General features: G+C 67.8%; 14 protein-coding genes and 1 pseudogene. 6 read left to right on the forward strand and 9 right to left on the reverse strand.

Going from position 1 to position 15,787, the window contains the following annotated elements; all coding sequences use genetic code 11:
• The 6 genes and pseudogenes from ABZ717_RS00005 to ABZ717_RS00030 form a co-directional block, all read right to left on the reverse strand.
• Nucleotides 1-303: pseudogene (locus ABZ717_RS00005) on the reverse strand (HNH endonuclease); the annotation flags it as partial.
• 1,075 nt (nt 304-1,378) lie between these two features.
• Complete coding sequence (locus ABZ717_RS00010) at nt 1,379-2,473, reverse strand: oligopeptide/dipeptide ABC transporter ATP-binding protein (RefSeq protein WP_358503034.1); 1,095 nt, start codon at nt 2,471-2,473, stop codon at nt 1,379-1,381.
• Nucleotides 2,470-3,585 (reverse strand): ABC transporter ATP-binding protein, encoded by a 1,116-nt coding sequence (locus ABZ717_RS00015; protein WP_358503037.1) that lies wholly within the window; start codon nt 3,583-3,585, stop codon nt 2,470-2,472. Before ABZ717_RS00015 ends, ABZ717_RS00010 begins: the two co-directional genes overlap by 4 nt.
• 2 nt (nt 3,586-3,587) lie before the next feature.
• Nucleotides 3,588-4,601 carry an ABC transporter permease gene (locus ABZ717_RS00020; RefSeq protein WP_358503039.1) on the reverse strand — a complete coding sequence of 338 codons (1,014 nt, stop codon included), beginning with the start codon at nt 4,599-4,601 and terminating at the stop codon, nt 3,588-3,590.
• A complete protein-coding gene (locus tag ABZ717_RS00025) occupies nt 4,601-5,605 on the reverse strand; it encodes an ABC transporter permease (protein WP_067601606.1) in 1,005 nt (334 codons plus the stop codon). Before ABZ717_RS00025 ends, ABZ717_RS00020 begins: the two co-directional genes overlap by 1 nt.
• 141 nt (nt 5,606-5,746) lie before the next feature.
• The gene (locus tag ABZ717_RS00030; protein WP_067601603.1) at nt 5,747-7,414 is read right to left on the reverse strand and encodes an ABC transporter substrate-binding protein; all 1,668 of its coding nucleotides are present in this window, start codon (nt 7,412-7,414) and stop codon (nt 5,747-5,749) included.
• Between the two features lie 325 nt (nt 7,415-7,739).
• On the opposite strand from ABZ717_RS00030, the gene ABZ717_RS00035 reads away from it, so the two are divergent.
• A complete protein-coding gene (locus ABZ717_RS00035; RefSeq protein WP_067601600.1) occupies nt 7,740-8,144 on the forward strand; it encodes a hypothetical protein in 405 nt (134 codons plus the stop codon).
• A 79-nt stretch (nt 8,145-8,223) separates the two neighbouring features.
• Here the strand turns inward: ABZ717_RS00035 and ABZ717_RS00040 are convergent, their stop codons facing one another.
• Both ABZ717_RS00040 and ABZ717_RS00045 read right to left on the reverse strand, forming a co-directional pair.
• Complete coding sequence (locus tag ABZ717_RS00040) at nt 8,224-8,718, reverse strand: hypothetical protein (RefSeq protein WP_223809158.1); 495 nt, start codon at nt 8,716-8,718, stop codon at nt 8,224-8,226.
• 95 nt (nt 8,719-8,813) lie between these two features.
• Complete coding sequence (locus ABZ717_RS00045) at nt 8,814-9,329, reverse strand: gluconokinase (RefSeq protein WP_358503043.1); 516 nt, start codon at nt 9,327-9,329, stop codon at nt 8,814-8,816.
• A 133-nt stretch (nt 9,330-9,462) separates the two neighbouring features.
• On the opposite strand from ABZ717_RS00045, the gene ABZ717_RS00050 reads away from it, so the two are divergent.
• Complete coding sequence (locus ABZ717_RS00050) at nt 9,463-10,173, forward strand: FCD domain-containing protein (protein ID WP_358503046.1); 711 nt, start codon at nt 9,463-9,465, stop codon at nt 10,171-10,173.
• 39 nt (nt 10,174-10,212) lie between these two features.
• Here the strand turns inward: ABZ717_RS00050 and ABZ717_RS00055 are convergent, their stop codons facing one another.
• A complete protein-coding gene (locus ABZ717_RS00055) occupies nt 10,213-11,589 on the reverse strand; it encodes a gluconate:H+ symporter (protein ID WP_067601591.1) in 1,377 nt (458 codons plus the stop codon).
• Between the two features lie 239 nt (nt 11,590-11,828).
• On the opposite strand from ABZ717_RS00055, the gene ABZ717_RS00060 reads away from it, so the two are divergent.
• The 4 genes from ABZ717_RS00060 to ABZ717_RS00075 all read left to right on the forward strand — a co-directional run bounded on the left by ABZ717_RS00060 (nt 11,829) and on the right by ABZ717_RS00075 (nt 15,525).
• Nucleotides 11,829-12,380: a hypothetical protein gene (locus tag ABZ717_RS00060; RefSeq protein WP_358503049.1), complete on the forward strand. Its 552-nt coding sequence runs from the start codon at nt 11,829-11,831 to the stop codon at nt 12,378-12,380.
• Between the two features lie 461 nt (nt 12,381-12,841).
• Nucleotides 12,842-13,477 carry a DJ-1/PfpI family protein gene (locus tag ABZ717_RS00065; protein WP_358503052.1) on the forward strand — a complete coding sequence of 212 codons (636 nt, stop codon included), beginning with the start codon at nt 12,842-12,844 and terminating at the stop codon, nt 13,475-13,477.
• A gap of 107 nt (nt 13,478-13,584) precedes the next feature.
• Nucleotides 13,585-14,589: a GntG family PLP-dependent aldolase gene (locus ABZ717_RS00070; protein ID WP_358503055.1), complete on the forward strand. Its 1,005-nt coding sequence runs from the start codon at nt 13,585-13,587 to the stop codon at nt 14,587-14,589.
• Between the two features lie 147 nt (nt 14,590-14,736).
• Nucleotides 14,737-15,525: an IclR family transcriptional regulator gene (locus ABZ717_RS00075; protein WP_358503058.1), complete on the forward strand. Its 789-nt coding sequence runs from the start codon at nt 14,737-14,739 to the stop codon at nt 15,523-15,525.
• Nucleotides 15,526-15,787: the final 262 nt, after the last annotated feature.

Raw genomic sequence — 15,787 nt, forward strand, 5'->3', positions numbered from 1 at the left:
AAGGCTCTTGGCCTCGGCCGGAGAGGTCCCCCACTGGTGGGTGATCCACGCCTGGATGCTGCGCTGGCCGCCCTCTTCCAACAGGGCACCGGTGGCCTCCATACGGGCCAGGGAGGGCAGCATCCCATAGCGGATCCGGTCTGTTTCCTGATTGAGGCGGCCGAACTGTGCGAGCACATCGCCCTCGCACCCGAACGGGATATCCCGGCCGGAGAATTCCACCGCCATCTCCCGCGCACCCGCCATCGCCTTATCGACCGGGGTGTTCCCGGTCGGGCGCGGCGTGTGGGGAGGAAAGCTCATACTCTGATTATATGCGAACACCCTCAAGAATGACAGGCCTCCCTGTGAGTTTATTAGTCGAATTCTGGAGCTGGCATTCCTGCTATGCGATAGCCTCTGTTTCAGGTTGCCCGAACCCCCTTTTCCTTATGGCCGGATCCGCCCATCGCGGAGACACTCCTGGCGAATTCGAGGGAAGGGGCTCTGAAGAGAAACGATCTTGTCCGTAGCGCCATGTTGGGCGCCCAACATGGCGCTACGAGCAAGATCATCGCTGTGAAGACCAGAGCCGGCTACCGCGGGGACGCGCCCCGCCCCGTGCCCGACCTGTAGCGGGTACTTCGTGACCGGACCCGTCACGTAGTGGCGACGCGGCCCACGAGGACACCAGAGGGAAGGGAAGGCATCCGGCCGGCTGCGGCCGGAGTGGGCCGAAGGCCCACCGGGCCGTTGGGACCTCAACCACTCTCCCCCCTTCCCCGATAGCCGCCAAACCGCCGCCCGCACCGTACGGGTCAAGGCCACCAACCACAGCGTCACAGAACCCGACATCGCCTTGACGCGTGCGGTGCGGGCGGCAACAATCACGCGGCGGGGAAGGAGGGAGAACCCACCCCACCCCGCCAGGCCACCAGCAGGGCCCCGACCCGAGGCGCCCCACCCCACACCCCACCCCGCCCAACCACCCCAAAGAGCCAGAAACCCTAGGCGCCCCACCAATCCACCCGAGCACCCCCACCAACCCCAAGAACCAAAAACCTGAGGCACCCCACGCCCCATCCCCACCACACCCACCCACCCCCGGGCAGCACGAAACCGGCGAAACCAGCGGCTCCCCCAAGATCGATGGGATCACGCCCACCGACCCCACCACCACCCCGAACTCCCCTGCCTGTGGATAACTCGCCTTCCTTGCGGAAAATCCGATCTCTAGCCTCCGATCCCCCACCCCCCTTTCCGACCGTCTTCCGTCCTCACCTCCCACTCCCCGTGGCCCACGTCCCCGCCGCGTCCCGCCACATCCCGCGACGTCCCGCCACGCACACGAACGCGCGGGTGCCCCGGTACACCGGGACACCCGCGCGTTCGCGTTCGCTCAGCTCGCGCCGTGCACGACCCGATCGGCCCGTTCCTCGCTGGGCTGGATCTCACCGGACAGGATCTGCTCGGCGTAGTGGCAGGCCACCCGGTGGGTACCGCTCTTCAACGGGCGCAGTTCGGGCCGCTCGGTGTCGCACAGCTCCTCCTGGCGCCAGGGGCACCGGGTGTGGAACCGGCAGCCGGTCGGCGGGTTCGCCGGCGAGGGCAGGTCACCGGCGAGCAGGATCCGCTCACGGGAATCCTCGACCGTGGGGTCGGGAACCGGCACCGCCGACATCAGCGAACGGGTGTAGGGGTGCATCGGGGTCTCGTACATCTCGTCGCTGGTGGCCTCTTCCACCAGTGAACCCAGGTACATCACCCCTACGACGTCGCTGACGTGCCGCACGACCGCGAGGTCGTGGGCGATCACCAGGTACGTCAGCCCCATCTCCTCCTGGAGTTCCTCCAAGAGGTTGAGCACCTGCGCCTGGATGGACACGTCCAGGGCGGACACCGGTTCGTCGCAGATGATGAGGTCCGGTTGCAGGACCAGCGCGCGGGCGATGCCGATGCGCTGGCGCTGGCCGCCGGAGAACTCGTGCGGGTAGCGCTTGAGCGCCTTGGCGGACAGGCCCACCCGTTCCAGGGCGTCGACGATGCGGGTCTCCCGATCCTTCTGGATCAGTCGACGGCGGTCCTTGGCGGTGGTGCCTTCGGGGATCTCCTCGGGCCCGCCGATGCCGTGGGTCTCCAGCCCTTCCATGAGGATGGCGCCGATGGTCTGCCTCGGGTTGAGGCTGCCCAGCGGGTCCTGGAAGACCATTTGGAGGTTGGCGCGTTCGCGACGCATGGACTCGGGGTCGAGTCCGGCGAGGTCGCGCCCACCGAACCACACTTCGCCGTCGGTGATCTGGTTCAGGCGCAGGACGGCTCGCCCCAGGGTGGTCTTGCCGCATCCGGATTCGCCGACGAGGCCGTAGGTCTGGCCCTTCTCGATACTCAGCGAAACGCCGTCGACGGCTTGGACGTGCCCGATGGTGCGGTCGATGAGCACGCCGCGCTTGATCGGGAAGTGGACCTTGAGGTCCTTGATCTCCAGCAGGCTCATCCCCGCTCCTCCTCGTCTTCGCCGTCTCTGCCGTCTCCCACGTCTTCGCCGGCAACGGTCGCGGTGTCCAGGACGGCCCGGTCCACCACTTCCGCGTGCTCGATGGGATTGACGCAGCGGTGGACGTGCTCGCCACCGCCACCACCCCCGGCGCCGTCGGCCATGGTCACGAGAGGGGGCGGCCCCTGGAGGCACTCCATCGTGTAGTGGTCGCAGCGGGGCGCGAACGCGCAGCCGTCCGTCCAGGCGATGTTGTCGTTGACGGAACCGCGCACCGGGGTGAGCGGCTCCCCTCGTGGCGCGTCGAGCCTCGGGATGGACCCGAGCAGTCCCACGGTGTACGGGTGCGTGGGGTCGGCGAACAACGGTTCGCGTGGCGCGGTCTCCACCGCCCTCCCGGCGTACAGGACGTTGATGTCGTCGCACAGGCCGGCCACCACGCCCAGGTCGTGGGTGATCATGAGCAGGGCGGTGCCCTCCTCGGTGACCAGGTCCTTGAGCAACTCCAGGATCTGCGCCTGGATGGTGACGTCCAGGGCGGTGGTGGGTTCGTCGGCGATCATCAGGCGGGGCTTGCAGGCCACCGCCATGGCGATGAGCGCGCGCTGGCGCATTCCACCGGACAGTTGGTGCGGGTACTCGTTGAGCCGTCGAGTGGGATCGGGGATGCCCACCCGGTACAGCAGGTCGGCGGCCTCCTTGCGGGCGACGGCCCCGCGTATCCCCCGGTGTCGCTTGAGGATCTCGGTGACCTGCAGGCCGATGGGAACCACCGGGTTGAGCGAGCTGAGCGGGTCCTGGAAGATCATCGCCATCTGGGATCCGCGCAGGTCCCGCAGGCGGCGTTGGGAGAGGCGGAGCAGATCCACCTCACCGTCGGGCAGCTGCATGACGGCGCTGCCACCGACCTTGACCCCGCGGTCCGGGAGGAGCCCCATCAGGGCCAGGGAGGTGACGCTCTTGCCGCAACCGGACTCGCCGACCAGACCCGTGACTCGACCTTCCTCCAGGCTGAAGGAGACCCCGTCGACGGCGCGCGTTTCACCGGACCCGCGCCGGTGGAACACCACGGACAGCTCGTCCACCGCCAACAGCGGCGTGCTGGAACTCATGGTCACTTCCTCAACTTCGGGTCGAGCGCCTCACGCAGGGACTCTCCCAGGAGGGTGAAGCCGAGCGCGGTGATGATGATGCCCAGGGCCGGGTAGACGGCCAGGGCCGGAGCGCTGGACAGGAACCGTTGGGCCTCGGAGAGCATCGTGCCCCACTCCGGGAAGTTCGCGTCGGGGTTGCCCAGACCCAGGTAGGACAGGGCGGCCGCGTCGATGATGGCGGTCGCCAGGGTGAGCGTGGACTGGACGAGCACCGGCCCCATGGAGTTGGGCAGGATGTGCGTCAGGGCGATCTTGTGGCTGCGCACGCCCATGGCCTGCGCGGCCAGTACGTACTCGCGGTTGCCCTGGGAGATCATCGCGCCGCGCAGCAGCCGGGCGAAGATCGGGATTTGGGCGATACCGACCGCGAGCATGACGGTGGTCAGGCTGGGTCCGACGAGCGCGGCGACGGTGACGGCCAGCAGCAGGGACGGCAGCGCGAGCATCATGTCGATGACGCGCATGATGACGTTGTCGACCTGACGCCCCCACCGGCCACCGAGGACCGTGCAGCCGCCGGCGACGCCGCCGAGCAGGGCACCGAACAGGAAGCCGACGAAGGTGGCGACCACACCGACCATGAGGGTCTGGCGGGCTCCGATCACCATGCGGGAGAACATGTCGCGGCCGAGGTGGTCCAGGCCCAACCAGTTCTCGGCGCGTGGTCCGACGAACTCGTTGCGGTTGGGGAAGACCTCGCTGCCCCAGGCCTGTGAGGTCGGGCTGTAGGGGGCGATGAGCGGTGAGAACAGCGCCACCAGCAAGAACACGACGACGATGATCGCGCCACTGATCGCCATGGGGCTGCGCCGCATGCGTCCGAAGGCCTCGCGCCAGACCCCGGCACCGTGGCCGTCGTCGCCCCGGTCGCCCATGAGTTCGGCGAGCCGGTCGACCTTGGCGGCCTTGCGCTTGTGGAGGGGCGTCTTCTCTTCGGTCTCGGAAGGGCTTTGGGAGCTCGGTGTCGTAGGCATCACTGGGCCCGCACTCTCGGGTCGAGGAGGCTGTACGAGATGTCGACCAGGAGGTTGATGAACACGTACATGGTGGCGATGAGCAGGATGAACCCGGTCAGGACCGGATAGTCGCGTTCCTGGGTGGCGATGTACACGAACGAACCGATGCCCGGGAAGGCGAACACGCTCTCGGTGAGGACGGCCCCCGCGAAGAGGCTGCCGGTGAGCAGACCGACGGCGGTGACCACCGGCAACAGGGCGTTGCGCAGCACGTGGCGGGTGCGGACCGTGGTCCGGTGCAGACCCTTGGCGTTGGCCGTGCGCACGTAGTCCTCTTCCATCACCTCCAGGACGCTCGCCCTGGTCATACGGGTGATGACGGCCAACGGGATGGACGCCAGCGCCAGCCCCGGCAGGGCCAGGTGGGCGAGCGCGTCCCAGACCACGTCCCATTCACGGGTCATGACACCGTCCAGGACGACGAATCCGGTGATGTCGGTGCGGGTGAGCCCCGGGGAGAGCCGGAAGGCCGAGGGGAACCACCCCATGCCCTCGGCGAAGACCACCTTGAGGATGAACGCGAGGAAGAAGACCGGGGTGCAGATGCCCAGGAGGGAACCGCCGACGGCGGCGAAGTCCAGGATGGTGCCGCGGCGGCGCGCGGCGAGGTAACCGAGCGGAAGTCCGATGATGACGGCGATGAGGATCGCGGTCACGCCCAGCTCGAACGTCGCCGGGAACCTGAGGAAGAACTCGTCCAGGACCGGACGTGAGGTCTGGAGCGATGTCCCGAGGTCGCCTTGGGCGATTCTGCGCAGGAAGGCCAGGTACTGAACCATGAGTGGTTCGTCCAGGCCGAGCGACCGCCGCAGCATCGCACGCTGTTCAGGGGTCGCGTCGTCGGGGAGGAGGGCGTACTCCGGCCCGCCCGGCAGCCGTTGGAGCCAGACGAACAGCAGGATCGACAGGCCACCCAGTGTCGGGATGAGCTGTAGGAGTCGCCTGACGATGAATCGCAGCACCTTCGCCGCCTTTCGCCAGTGGTGGAAGGTTCGGATGATCGGGGGATCGCCCCAGGGGAGGTGCGGCGACGGGGGGACACCGCCATGGGGCACCCGTGGTGCCGGGCCCGACCGGCGTGGCGGTCGGGCCCGGCGGAGGTACTACTTCCAGGAGGCTTCGCCGAAGTTCTCCTGCGTCAGCGGGCTGACGTTGGGCGGCTCGACGTCGGGCGAGAAGGCGATCGAGGGCGGGGAGCTGGAGATGGGCAGCCCCGGCAGGGCGTCCATGACCATCTCGTTGAGCTCCTGGTAACCGGCGACGCGCTCTTCCTCGTCGGGGTTGGTGCTCACCTCGGTCATCTTGTCGAAGAGCTCTTCCTCGTCCATGCCCCACGCGTCGTTGTGGGTGGAGAACCAGGTGCCGATGAAGTTGTAGGCGTCGTTGTAGTCACCGGTCCAGCCGAGCAGGTACATCGGGCAGTTGCCGCTGTCGACCTGGCCGGAGTAGACGGACCACTCGTAGGGGGTGGCCTCCACGGTGACGCCGACCTCCTGGAGGTCTTCGGTGATGACGTCGAAGATGTCCTTGGGGGCGGGCATGTACGGGCGGGTGACCTCGGTCGGGTAGCAGAACTCGACGTCGAAGCCGTCTTCGTACCCGGCGTCGGCGAGCATCTCGCGGGCCTTGTCCGGGTCGTAGTCGAAGGTCCGCACGTCCTCGGACCAACCGTCGAGGGTGTCCGGGTGGAACTGCGTGGCGACCTCGCCACCCTCGGGGAGGATGGTGTCGACGATGCGCTGGCGGTCCACCGCGTGGGAGAGGGCCTCACGGACCTCCATCTCGGCGAGCGCCTCGTGGCTCTCCTGCTGGTAGGCCATGTACAGGACGTTGAACACGTCACGGGTGGGCACCTGGAAACCGGCGTCCTCCAGCGGCGCGACGTCGGCCGGGGCGACCAGGTCGTAGCCCTGGATGTCACCGGCCTCCAGCGCCTGGCGGCGGGCGGTCTCGTCGGGGATGCTCCGCAGGATCATGGTCTCGAAGCCCGCCGGGTCGCCCCAGTAGTCGTCGTACCGGTTGAGGGTGACCTCGGCCTGGTCCTGGTTCCATTCCTCGACGGTGAACGGACCGGTGCCGGCGAGTGAGCCGGCGCTCTGGGCGAAGTCGGGGAGGCTCAGGTTGCCCTCTTCACCGGTGACCTCCTGGCCCTCCATGGTCTCCAGGGTGGTGGGGCTCATGATGCCGAAGGCGGCGAGGCTGAATCCACCGGGGAAGATCGAGGAGTACTCGGAGATCTCGATGACGGCGGTGAGCTCGTCCTCGGCGTCACAGGAGACGTAACGGGATTCTCCGGTGCTGTAGTCCTCGTCGGGCTCGGCGAATCCACCGAAGATCGACTGCCAGTAGTAGGACAGGTTGGAGCTCTGGTAGGCACCGGTCAGATTGTTCCAGCGATCGAAATTGGCGCAGACGACCTCGGCGTTGAATTCGTCGCCGTCGTGGAAGGTGACGTTGTCGCGGAGGTTGAAGGTCCAGACGGTGCCGTCCTCGGACTGATCCCAGGTCTCGGCGAGACCGCCGACGATTTCCGAACCACCGGATTCGTGATCGAGAAGGGTTTCGAAGACCTGCCGGCTGTAACGGTAGGTCTCGCCGTCGTTGGTGAGGAAGGGATCCAGTGACGTGATGTCACCGGCGGCCCCGAAGACGAACGGCTGCTCGCCGTCGCCGGAGCCGCGGTCACTCTCCGCACAGGCTGTCGCCACCAGGGTGAGCGACGCCGCGACGGCCACGAGACCGAGCGGCTTTCGGGAAGACTTCGTGAACATGTGGTCCACCTCAGGGGGACGTGGGGTTGAGGCCCAGAACGATTGCTGTGGACCCTAAACCGGTTCACGAGCCCCTGGGAAGATAGACGGCTGGGTATTAATACAACCGTTTCAGATCTGTGCCGTGATCCATAGCTCGGTTTTTCGCGTCCAGGTGTTCAACTGTTCGGGATCTTAAAGGGTGCAACGGAAACCCGAATCCCATGACCCTGAGTACTCGCTTCAGTACATTCCCTCAAAGTTATCCGGTCATAGGATGATTTAACTTTTCCGACATGGTGTCCGTTTCGGACCAAGGACCCTTCGAGCGTCCTATGATCTGCGAATGGACACACCCCTGGACGACGCGTCCCTCACCGCGTTCCTCGAAGGTCAGGACAGCGCCTGGCTCACCGAACAGCTCATGCTGATCGCCGACGAGGACCCCATCACCCGCATCCGCCTGAGCGGTGCCGCCGGCGCGGAGAGCGCGGTCGAGGAGGCACGCGCCGTCGTGCTGTCCCTGGTCAACGCGCACCTGCCCGCCAAGAGCGAGGATGACGACGAGGAGGATGATCCCCTCCATCGCGCACTCGATCTCCTGGACGACCTCATCGACTACGGCTTCGAGGACGAGATCGGCGACGTCGCGGACGAGGCCCGGGAGGTGTACGTCGCCCGTCACGGCGAGGACGACGGCGAGCACTTGGCCCGACTGCACGTCCTGGCCGATGGCGAAGAGGACGACTGACCGGACATGGGGAAGGCCCGGCGGGGAACGGTTCGTTCAAAACCCGCCGGGCCCTTTGTCGAAGTGGAGTGGCCTGGTGCTACTCGTGGCACCAGCGACGCACGTTGGTGCTCCACAGCGCGATGTTGAGGACGATCGCGGAGAGCGCCGCCACGGTCCCCGCCAGCATCAGCGGGGTGTCGGCGAGCCAAGCCGCCAGGAACAGCGTGAACAGCGCGGTACCGAAGGCGAACAGTGAACCGATCTGGGAGGCCCGCCAGAGCACGTGACCGGCTCGACGGACCGGCAGTGCCAGCGCGACCAGGCCGAGGCCGACCAGGGCCGCCATCACGAGCAGCAGCCACAATTCGGTCGTCACGCTCGCGTGGACGCCTTCGGAAAGCATGCTCCCGACCAGGTAGGCGAGCAGGCCGTACAGGGCCGCGGCGACGAACATCAGGACACAGGTCTGACGCACGTCCAGCGGGGGACGCACTCCCGGGTGGGCCGGGGCCAGAAGGCTCTTCCGGGGCGGGGGCACCACGCTGAAGGGGCGGGACGCGGTGGCGGTGGGGGACGGTTGGGAGTCTTGCATGACGAACAGGGTCGCGTGCCGCGCCCCACTGCACAAGTGGAGTAATGCCACACAACGGACCGTGGCCGTGGCATGACGTAACGGAGCGGGACGGATCAGACCCCCGTGGCCCCCATCCGCTCCCCCACGTACTCCAGGGCCTGCGATGTCAGCGTGTCCAGGTCCTCGCGCACGTCGAGTTCCCGGCCGGCCTCGTCCAGGCCGAGCCGTTCCAGGGTCTGCATCTGGGAGAGCAGCAGCCCCGACGGCATGAAGTGGTCCTCTCGGGCGTCGAGCCTCTCCCAGATCACCTCCTGTGTTCCGTGCAGGTGGAGGAAGTGCACATCCGAGGCCCCGGCCCTCAGCAGGTCCCTGTAGTCGCGTTTGAGCGCCGAACAGGCCATCACGGTGGACTCGCCCAGGGCGTCGTTCGCACCGATCCAGCGGGCCAGTTCACGCAGCCATGGTCCACGGTCCTCGTCGGTCAGGGGCACCCCCGACTCCATCTTGCGGATGTTGGCCTCGGGGTGGAAGTCGTCGGCCTCGGCGAAGGGCAGCCCGAGACGGACCGCGACCCGCTGGGCCACACTCGTCTTGCCGCTACCGGACACACCCATGAAGACAAAGTGCATGGTCTCTCCGTCTCGTGGCCCGCCACTCGGCGGCACCACCAATAGTGTTATCAATCGTTCCCGTTAGGCTTCAGGCTGACCCCCGGCCCATAGCGGCCGAAGCAGCAGAACCGGGAAGTACGAGGGACCGCCGATGGGCACGACGCACCGCACGTTGCACAACCGGGTGCTGGCGGTGCTCGGCCCGGCGATCGCCGCGGGCGAGTACGCCTGCGGTCACACCTTCACGCTGAGCGGGTTGGAAGATGGATTCGGGGTCTCTCGGACGGTCGCCCGCGAGGCGGTGCGGGTCCTGGAGTCCATGGGCCTGGTGATCAGTCGCCCCCGCACCGGCATCCGGGTCCGGCCCCGGCGCGACTGGAGCGTGTTCGACCCGCAGCTGATCCGCTGGCGCCTGGCCGGAGACGCCCGCATGGACCAGCTGCGATCCCTGAACGAACTGCGAGCGGCCGTGGAACCGGGCGCCGCGGCCCTGGCCGCCGAACGCGGCCCCGCCGACGAGCGGGCCCGGCTGGTGGTGCTGGCCGAACAGATGACACTGACCGGTCGGGCCGGCAAGCTCGACACGTTCATGGACCTGGACGTCACGTTCCACCGGCGCATCCTGGAACTGTCCGGCAACGAGATGCTGGCCGGGCTCTCGGACGTGGTGACCGAGGTCCTGGTCGGCCGCACCTCCTACGACCTGATGCCGCACCAGCCGCGCCCGGAGGCGTTGCGCCTGCACACGGCGGTGGCGCAGGCCATCCGGGACGGGCTGCCGGACGTGGCGGAGGCGGCGATGCGGGCCATCGTCACCGAGGTCTCCGACGCGTTGAAGGACACCCGCCCCCCGCAGGGGTGAGCCGCGTTCGGGTCGCCCGGCGACCATGGCCCGTTCCACCTACAGGACCAGGGACAGACCGAAGGCGAGCCCGAAGCCGATGAAGCCGATCAGGGTCTCCATCACGGTCCAGGTCTTGAGCGTGGTCTTGACGTCCATGCCCAGGAAGCGGCCGACCAGCCAGAAGCCGGAGTCGTTGACGTGCGACAGGGCCGTGGCTCCGGAGGCGATGGCGATCACGATCAGGGCCAGGTCGATGGAGCTCAGCCCCGAGGTGGCCTGCACCGCCGGGGCGATGAGGCCCGCGGCGGTGGTGATGGCGACGGTGGCCGAGCCCTGGGCGACGCGCAGGGCCAGGGCGATGATGAACGCCGCGAGGATGACCGGCATGCCCGTGGAATCCAGGCTGTCGGCGAGGGCGTCACCGATACCGCTGGTGCGCAGGACCCCGCCGAACATGCCGCCGGCGCCGGTGATGAGGATGATCGCGCAGACCGGGCCGAGCGCCCCGCCCACGATCTCCTCCACCCTGGTACGCGTGAAGCGGCCCTTGCTGAGCACGACCATCGCGTAGACGACGGTGATGAGCAGGGCGATGGGGGTCTCACCGACCAGGCGCATGACCTGCACCCACGTGGCTTCCTCGGGCACCGCGCCGGTGGCGGCGACGGTGGTGATACCGGTGTTGGCGAAGATCAGCAGCATCGGCAGGAGGAGGACGCTGATGACGGTCATCAGGTGCGGCGGGTTCTCGTGCTTGACCTCACCGTCGGACATGATGTCGTCCGGGACGGGGAGCTCCCAGCGCTTGCCCGCCCACAGGCCGAACAGGTAGCTGGCCAGGTACCAGGTGGGGATGGCCAGAAGGGCACCGATGAGCAGGGTCAGCCCCATGTCGGCGCCGATCTCGACGGCGGCGGTGACCGGACCGGGGTGCGGCGGGACGAACGCGTGCATCACCGCGAAGGCGCCGGCGGTGGGCAGGGCGTAGAGCAGCACGGAGCCGCCCACGCGACGGGCGACGCTGAAGACGATCGGCAGCATCACGACGAGGCCGACGTCGAAGAAGATCGGGAAGCCGAACAGCAGTGAGGCCACGCCCAGCGCCAGCGGGGCCCGCTTCTCGCCGAACAGCTTGATGAGGGCACCGGCCAGGACGGCCGCGCCACCGGTGATCTCCAGCAGGCGGCCGATCATCACACCGAGGCCGACCAGGAGGGCGACGCTCGCGAGTGTTCCGCCGAAGCCGTCCAGGAGGGTGGGCACCACCCCGGCGACCGGGATGCCGGCGGCGAGCGCGGTGATCACGCTGACCAGCACGAGCGCGATGAAGGCGTGCAGTTTGAATCTGATGATCAGGAACAGCAGGAGCGCGATGGCGCCCGCCGCGATCCCGAGGAGGGGACCCGTGCCGTACACGGGTTCGAAGTTCTCCACGACGGAGCCTTCCACTGGGCGGGGTGGGACGTGGCGGACACCGAGTACCGCCTTGACCTGCTCTTGGACCAGGCTCCGAGAATGGTAATACCATTTGTGAGGTCCTGTGAACACACAGGTGAGGTTCTGTGACGGAGACGCAGGTCACAGGCCTGAAATCGGTGCTCGCGGGACGCGCCGGCCGGAACCGGCCCTGCTCACGGCAATGAAACGACACGCTCCGCCCGTAGGGTGATCGCGTGCCTGCGACCACAGAACCTCAGCTCCTGGACGACCGGATCCGACGCCAGGGGATCATCATCCTCAGCGTCTTCGCCTTCATCTGGGCTGTGGCGGGATGGGGGAACCTGAGTCAGGCCCCGCTCCTGGCCATGATCGTGTCCGCGTTGGTGTCCCTCCTGGTGATCCTCCAGGGGATTCGCTACGCGAGCCAGGGTCATCGACGACGCGAGCGCGTCCTTCCACGTTCGTGGAACCGCTGGGTGGGCGTGGTCAACATCACCCAGATCGTTCTGATCGCGGCGGCGGTGTTCGCCCTGGTGCGCACCGACCAGCTGATCTTCCTGCCGCCCACGATCGCGCTGATCGTGGGACTGCACTTCTTCCCCCTCGCCCCACTCTTCGATCAGAGGCAGTACCTCTGGACGGCGGCGGCCCTGTGCCTGCTGGCGATCGCCGGTTTCGTCGCCGTCCTCACCGGCGCGGCCCTGGAAATGGTCATCGCGGGCGTCTGCGTGAGCGCCGCCGTCACCCTGTGGACGAGCGCGATCCTCATCGCCATCCGCAACTGACCCCTCAGCCGGCCACGCGCTCCCGCGACAGCGGGACACCCTCGCCCTCCAGGATTCGTCATTGATCCTGCTTTCTTAGTAATCGCAGCTTGGAATTCAGGGCGTGTGGGGCTCAGGAGACATTGCAGCGTCTGCTGAGCCCTTTTTCGTGTGCGCGACCGGAAAGGTCAGAGACTCGCCCATGGGTTGTCGTTCAAATCGGCGGCCAGGAAGAACCAGAAGAGCCCCGATATCCGCCGAAGCACGCATGCACCACGCGCTCACGGCCGGGCGTTTCCCCTACCGGCCTCCACCTCATCCCTACTTCCTCACCCTCCGTCATCTGGACAAGTTCCCACCCGAACCACCAGACCGGTATTTTCACGGCACCCACGAATAAAACCGAAAGCGAGCGCAGCCGCCACCAGAACCCTGGTATCCGTAAATTGACACCCCGCCCTTCCAGACTTCAACCTCTTGCCATGAACGCAGAGCTCCGCACCTCCCTCCACCTCGCTGTTTACGACCAGATGGCCGACTGGCAGTACGGCCACGCGGTCGCGCACGTGCGTTCGGGGTTGGGTCCACTCGGGCTCGGGAGCCGCGAAATCGTCACCGTGGGCCTGACCGGAGCGCCCGTGACCACCGCCGGCGGCCTCACCCTCCTCCCCGACATCACGTTGCCGCAGCTCATCCCCTCCGCGAGCGCGATGCTGGTGCTCCCCGGATCGGAAGCGTGGGACCACTCCCCCGAGGTCATGGCCCCCTTGGCCTCCGCCGCGGGCATCTTCCTGGACGCCGGGGTTCCGGTCGGGGCGATCGGATCGGCCACGGTCGGCCTCGCACGCGAGGGCCTCCTGGACTACCGGGACCACACCGGGGTGTACCGACAGGACCTGGTCACGACCACCGGCTACGCGGGCGGTCACCGCTATCTGGCCCGGCTGGCCGTCACCGACGGTGACCTGGTCACCGCCGCCGCGACGGCACCGGTCGAGTTCGCCCGCGAGGTCATGGCCCGACTGGACGGCCACGGCCCCCGAACCTTGGACTCCTGGTATCGCCGCTACGCCCTGCACGACGGCGACACCTCCCTGAGCCTGGCGGATGAGGGCTGATCCACACCGGGCGGGTAGGCCGGCGCGAAGGGTCGCCCAGTATCGTCGTGGCCATACCCGCCTCTTCCGCGTCGCCGCGGCCGCCTCAGCCACCCCGGGGGACCCTCATGATCGACCTGCGCTCGGACACCTTCACCCGACCCACGAAGGAAATGCGCCTGGCCATGGCCGAGGCGAAGGTCGGCGACGACGTGTGGGGCGAGGACCCCACCGTCCGCGAACTGGAGGAGGAGACGGCCGCCCTGCTCGGCAAGGAGGCCGCCCTCTACGTCACCTCCGGCCACATGGCCAACCAGCTGGGCCTGTGGGTGGCGGCCCGCAGCGGCGAGGAGGTGTGGGCGCACGAGAACCACCACCTCATCGGCGACGAACAGGGCGCGGCGGTCGTGTTGTCCCGGGTCCTGCCGAGGCTGTACTCGGGCGACCCGTTCCCCGCCCAAGAGCTCCTCGACGGGTGGATCACCGGGCTGGGCGACGTGCATCGCGCGGATCCCGCCCTGTTGTGGTTGGAGAACACCTTCTCCGGTCGGGTGGTCCCGTTGGCCGAGCAGCGGCGCGTGACCGACTTCGCGCACGCCCACGGGTTGAGGGCGCACCTGGACGGCGCCCGGCTGTGGAACGCCGCCGCCCACCTGGAAGTGGGGCCGGCCGTGGTGGCCGAGGGCTTCGACACGGTTTCGGTGTGCTTCTCCAAGGGCCTGGGCGCACCGGTGGGTTCGGCGGTGGCCGGTGACGCGGACACGATTCGGCGGGCCCGGCGCGGTCGAAAGCTGCTCGGCGGCGGTATGCGTCAGGCGGGCGTCATCGCCGCGGGTGCCCTGTACGCGCTGCGCCATCACCGTGAACGCATGGTGGAGGACCACGAGCGGGCCGCTCGCCTGGCCGAACTCCTGAACGAGCTTCCCGGCCTGGACGCGGTGGCGCGAACCAACATGGTGCTGGTGACCACCCCCGAGGGCGAGGCCGGTCGGTACGTGGAGGCGTTCGCCGCGCAGGGGGTGCTCGCGACGGGCGGCGGTGACCGTATCCGGATGGTCGTGAGCCTGGAGATCACCGACAGCGACGTCGAGGACGCGGCGAAGGCGACCGCGAAGGCCGTCGCCCAACTCTGATCGGGCCCGGCCGCAGGTCAGCGGGGTGGAGCCTCGGTACACTTGCCCGGCTCCGCCGTGAACCCGGGGCCGGCAGGTGTCGAGCGTCACATCGCGTAGTAGCATCTGGCGTATGACATTGTCGTACTAGAGAGTGGTAGCACCGCAATGCCGGGAAGAATCCAGTCCATCGAACGCGCCGCCGCTATCCTGCGGCTGCTGGCCAGTGGCGCCCGGGGACTGAGCCTGGCCGAGATCTCCCGATCCCTCCAACTGCCCAAGGGCACGGCCCTGGGCATCCTTCGCACCTTGCAACACGTGGGGTTCGTGGAGCAGGACCCCGAGTCGAGTCGCTACCGCCTGGGCGGGGGCATGCTCAGCCTGGGCACCCGCTACCTGGACGGCAACGAACTGCGGACCCGGGCCCTGAACTGGGCCGACACCCTGGCCTCCCGAAGCGGGGAGAGCGTGCGCATCGGCACCCTGCACAAGCACCAGGTGCTCGTGGTGCACCACGTCTTCCGCCCCGACTCCTCCAGTCAGACCCTGGACGTGGGCACGTTGCTGCCGTTGCACGCCACCGCCCTGGGCAAGGTCCTGATGGCCTTCGACCCCTTGGCGGTCCCCGAGGACGTGGCCGCGGTGGAGACCGACTCCCCCGTGGAACTCACCGCCTTCACCCGCCATACGGTCACCACCATGGCCGACCTGGAAGCGGGTCTGGACGAGATCCGCGAACAGGGCTGGGGCTGGGAAGTGGAGGAACTCGTCGACGGCGAGGTGTCCATAGCCGCGCCCATCCGCGACCGGCGTGGAGTGACCGTCGGCGCGATCGGGGTGCGCGGCGCGGTCGAGCGCCTGCGAGACGAGGCCGGCCGCCCCGACATGGAGCAGGTCTCCTACATCCGCGACGCGGCTCGCGCGATCTCCCGCGACCTGGGCGTGACCCCGTACTGAGGCCCGCCACGAGCGCGCTTGCGACCCCGTCGGACGAACCCCGCTCACCGTGGTTTCCGGAGTGGGGTTCTTCTGATGTCCGCCTTCGCCTGAGATGGTGGGGGTCTAGGGCTTGTGACTCACGCGACACGATTGCGTCACGCGCTCTTGACATGGGAAGGAAACACAGTCGAAACTAACGCCTAATCATACGTCATTGTCGTACGCCATGCGGGGATGACCGCTGTAACGCATGTTCCGACCCCCCGTCCCCATCCACGTC

The organism is Nocardiopsis sp. NPDC006832 (assembly GCF_040635885.1).
In the GTDB taxonomy this organism is placed as follows: Bacteria; Actinomycetota; Actinomycetes; order Streptosporangiales; family Streptosporangiaceae; genus Nocardiopsis.

Coding starts and splice junctions, on each gene's coding strand:
- ABZ717_RS00010 (WP_358503034.1), bottom strand. CDS start 2,473: ATGAGCCTGCTGGAGATCAAGGACCTCAAGGTCCACTTCCCGATCAAG.
- ABZ717_RS00015 (WP_358503037.1), bottom strand. CDS start 3,585: ATGAGTTCCAGCACGCCGCTGTTGGCGGTGGACGAGCTGTCCGTGGTG.
- ABZ717_RS00020 (WP_358503039.1), bottom strand. CDS start 4,601: ATGCCTACGACACCGAGCTCCCAAAGCCCTTCCGAGACCGAAGAGAAG.
- ABZ717_RS00030 (WP_067601603.1), bottom strand. CDS start 7,414: ATGTTCACGAAGTCTTCCCGAAAGCCGCTCGGTCTCGTGGCCGTCGCG.
- ABZ717_RS00035 (WP_067601600.1), top strand. CDS start 7,740: ATGGACACACCCCTGGACGACGCGTCCCTCACCGCGTTCCTCGAAGGT.
- ABZ717_RS00040 (WP_223809158.1), bottom strand. CDS start 8,718: ATGCAAGACTCCCAACCGTCCCCCACCGCCACCGCGTCCCGCCCCTTC.
- ABZ717_RS00045 (WP_358503043.1), bottom strand. CDS start 9,329: ATGCACTTTGTCTTCATGGGTGTGTCCGGTAGCGGCAAGACGAGTGTG.
- ABZ717_RS00050 (WP_358503046.1), top strand. CDS start 9,463: ATGGGCACGACGCACCGCACGTTGCACAACCGGGTGCTGGCGGTGCTC.
- ABZ717_RS00065 (WP_358503052.1), top strand. CDS start 12,842: ATGAACGCAGAGCTCCGCACCTCCCTCCACCTCGCTGTTTACGACCAG.
- ABZ717_RS00070 (WP_358503055.1), top strand. CDS start 13,585: ATGATCGACCTGCGCTCGGACACCTTCACCCGACCCACGAAGGAAATG.
- ABZ717_RS00075 (WP_358503058.1), top strand. CDS start 14,737: ATGCCGGGAAGAATCCAGTCCATCGAACGCGCCGCCGCTATCCTGCGG.